Source organism: Streptomyces sp. NPDC033229 (assembly GCF_055576875.1).
Genome location: NZ_JBVIQR010000213.1, coordinates 1 through 1,161, shown reverse-complemented (window position 1 = coordinate 1,161; position 1,161 = coordinate 1). Strand labels below are relative to the sequence as shown.

Sequence of the window (1,161 nt, the reverse complement as noted above, 5' to 3'; positions counted from 1 at the left end):
TACTGATCTTTTCGTAAGTTCGGTGGGGTTGCTGAGTGGATGGTCAGGCCGGTGTGGGCGAGGAAGGACCATGGCAGTTGTGGGTTGTGGTTGATGCGGTGGATGCCTTGTTCGGTGGCGTCGGCGACATCGGTGAGGTGGTCGCCGGCGAGGTTGGCGAGTTCACGCTTCTTGAGCGAGGACCACAGCAACTCCACCGGGTTCAGCTCGGGAGCGTAGGCGGGTAGTCGCTCCAGAGTGAGCCAGTCCTGCTCGGCGACCCAGGCACGCATCGCCCGGCTCCAATGGGCCGATAGTCCGTCCCAGACCAGCACCACTCGCTCGCCGCGGTAGAACGCCTTCATATGCTCGAGGACTTCAATGAGGGCGGTGGTGTCGTAGCTGCCGGGCTTGAGGTGGAAGCACAGACGGGCCCCGCGTTCAGGATCGGTGGAGTGGTAGCCCAGGGCCCCGGCCATCGACGCCCGCTTCCAGTTCAGGCGGTGCCGCAGCAGCGGGGTCCGGCCACGGGGTGCGTAGGTGCGGCGGATCTGAGGCAGCAGGGATACACCTGATTCGTCGAGGAACACGATCCAGGCACGTGTGTTCACGGCCCCTTTTTGATGCGCGGCCACTCGTGCGCGATCCAGCGGGCGATCTCGGACTCGTCCCGCTCGATCGCCCTCCGCTCGGGACGCTGCAGACTCCATCCGAGTCGGCCGGTCAGCAGTCGCCATACCGACGCCCGCGACAACGCCACCCCCGTTATCTGCTCCACGACAGCGCCGACTCGTTCCAGGGTCCACAGGTCGGCCTCGAAACCATGAGCCTGAGCTCCTCGCGCCAACGCGGCCCGGACGGTCTCGACCTGGGCGTCGTCCAGCTTGGGCGGGCGACCGGTGGCCGCACGCCGCCGCAGGGCCCAAACGCCGCCTTCTTCCCACACCCGACGCCACCGCCGCACACTCTCGGCACACACACCCACCGCCCGCGCGATCTCCGCATTCGAGGCGTCCTCCTCGAACAACTCGACCGCCCGAACACGCCGTGCCTCCGCCAACTGAGGCCGCGACAAAGGAGGAAGAGACGAACCGGCAGCCGAAGGCCAGGGTTGATAAGCCACCCCAAAAGCCTCCCACTCGCAAGGCCAGCACACCCACCGAACTTACGAAAAGATCAGTA

General features: G+C 66.1%; 2 protein-coding genes. Both read right to left on the bottom strand.

Annotation, left to right across the window (positions count from 1 at the left end):
• Nucleotides 1-590 (bottom strand): IS630 family transposase (locus tag ACZ53N_RS37475; RefSeq protein ID WP_466778768.1); only part of this gene is annotated, 590 nt, incomplete at its 3' end.
• On the bottom strand, nucleotides 587-1,102 hold the full coding sequence (locus ACZ53N_RS37470; protein ID WP_466778765.1) for a winged helix-turn-helix domain-containing protein: 516 nt from the start codon (nucleotides 1,100-1,102) through the stop codon (nucleotides 587-589). The genes ACZ53N_RS37475 and ACZ53N_RS37470, both read right to left, overlap by 4 nt.
• Nucleotides 1,103-1,161: the final 59 nt, after the last annotated feature.